1 protein-coding gene is annotated in these 2,266 nt (G+C 36.7%); it reads right to left on the bottom strand.

The annotated features are described in order from the left end of the window. Window positions 1-40 precede the first annotated feature (40 nt). The gene (locus M3P05_RS20245) at window positions 41-2,203 is read right to left on the bottom strand and encodes a KAP family P-loop NTPase fold protein (protein ID WP_249701944.1); all 2,163 of its coding nucleotides are present in this window, start codon (window positions 2,201-2,203) and stop codon (window positions 41-43) included. Between the last annotated feature and the right edge of the window lie 63 nt (window positions 2,204-2,266).

The following is a 2,266-nucleotide window of genomic DNA, read 5'->3' as shown; positions in this document are numbered from 1 at the left end:
CTAAATCAGGTGCGCCGTAGGCGTCACCTGGATTTTTTTGTTAGGCCTCAGACTCTGAGCCTTCAATACTTTCTTTGGTCGCATAGTTATGAATCCATAGAAACTGTTTTAATAATATTGATTCATCTTCATGGTCATAGTTATGGGGATAAGATTCATCTTGACTTACCTCATCAGTGTATAAATCCTTGACAGCAGACTTTACTATTTCAGGGCAAATGACAGAGATTAGATTATCGTACTGTGACCTTTCAAAGTCACTTTTATGAGAAACACCACTTTCCATTCCCCAAGCTGTTGGAGTATAAACGTATAGTAACCTATAGATGAAATATGGATCTTTTAATATTTGCTGCACCAAGTAATTTTCAGAGAACTCTTTGTTAATGTATTCTTTGGCTGAATATAAAATTGTGGTGGCATTATTTGGATTGCTGATTGTAATATCAAGATCATCAGTCAGATATTCGGAGATAGAGTTTCCTAACACTGATCCAATTTCATTTTGCTCATCCTGATTAAAACCTTCTCTTTCTGGCTTGTTCTCATCTTCACGTTTTAGCCACCTGAAAATTTCAGTTCTGAAGTCGATGCCATCAGAACATTGAATGCAATCTTTCGCTAAACTAATCCTTTCGTCTTTATCTAGACGTTGCACTAAATCGCTAATTAGCATAGCAGCTTGAGTGAAAGGAACAGTAAAGTTATAAAGTGTTTCAGGGTTAGGGTAGAGGCTACTATAAGCGGATATAGTTAGAGCAAGGGGCCTAACTTCACCTTGCTCCAAATGTGAAACTTTATTTCTTAGTTTTCGAATGAGGGTTTCAGAATTACTTGATGTGATTATTTTGGGGAATGGATTCTTTTCTTTATCTAATGTGTCTTCAATACTCGTGATCTCCTTGATCATATCTAGGATGGCTTGATCTGCAATATCATCATGCGGTATTGAGTAGGAAAAATATCTACTAAAGTAGCTTTCGGTGCAGGCTCTTTGCTCATTGTTCCACTGCTCATACCAATCTGATCCATAGGTCATATTCCCATAGACGGAATTGAGTTTTGGGAACAGATTTTGTAAAACTTGTATGTATCCTTCTTTTTCTTCAATTTTATCTTCATCAAGTGACTTGTTAATTATGTTCTTGATTTTTTCTTTTAATGCATCATTTGATCCATGCCTGCTTTCTCTGAATACGCCGGTAAAATAGTCTTTGTTTGTCCTGATATTTTCATATAAATTTGGTGTGAAGACTCTAAAACCTTCAATTATCATCAAATCAGCAGGGTTAACTTCACCTTTTAAAATTGGTAGTGCAAAAAGAAGAGTGTTGCCATACAGTTTTGCTTTTCTGGGTGTTGAAAGTGACTGATCAAAAGCATATGTGAAATCACGCATAAACTCTTGAACTTGCCTACTTGTGAGCGATATTTCTGCTAGGGATAAAGCTTCATTTATTCCTGCGTAACAAAATTCACGCAGAGCCTTTTTCTCAACAGCAGGCAAATGTAATGGTACTTGAATTATCTTTTCTAAAAATGCTTCACCAGCGTGTTTGTTAGAGCTGGAATATCTCTCTTGTAGTGAGTCAGAAACTACATCTTTATCAAAAGCAAGAATATATGATGTATATTTAAAATCAGCAGTCAATTTCACCAACTTGAATATGGCATGTATTTCTTCTTTTTCTAATCTGTCTATGTCATCAATAAATATAAGGATTCTTTTCTTTGCTTCTTCAAGCTCATGCTCAATTCTTGTTCTTAATTCTTCTAGATCAGGCCCACTGATGAAAGAGGCAATTGAATCTCCTACACCTTTAGCTCCTGCTGCTGCAGCAAATCCAGAGGCAGACTTTTTGATTATATCTTTTAGTTTGTCCTCTGTTTTGATCAATTTCGCATCAAGGGCATCTGCTATTGAATGGAAAAAACCTGATAGTAAGTTCTCTTCAGAAGTAAACCTCCAAGGATTGAAATTGATACATATAACATCCTCGTTATCTTCTAAAGATGTTTCAATAAAGTTTAAAACCGATGTTTTACCATCTCCCCATGCCCCATATAGACCAACAGTAATGCATGAAGGGTCAGTTCTTTTCGCTATAACTTGCGCAACTCTCTCTGAGAAACTCCAGCGCGAGAATCTGTCATTTTCTTTAGATGAAACTGGTGTATCTGATGAATAATTTGTTGATGTCATAACTCTGAACTTTTTGAAGGGCCTAACGCTTGCGTGTGGGGCGCCGAAGGCGTCCCACACGAC

Source organism: Parendozoicomonas callyspongiae (assembly GCF_023502345.1).
Taxonomy (GTDB): Bacteria; Pseudomonadota; Gammaproteobacteria; order Pseudomonadales; family Endozoicomonadaceae; genus Sansalvadorimonas; species Sansalvadorimonas callyspongiae.
Note: the sequence above shows the minus strand (reverse complement) of the source record. Positions and strands in the feature narration are given on the sequence as shown.

Bases quoted from the DNA above. Each gene is read 5' to 3' on its own strand.
- M3P05_RS20245 (WP_249701944.1), bottom strand. From the start codon at position 2,203: ATGACATCAACAAATTATTCATCAGATACACCAGTTTCATCTAAAGAA.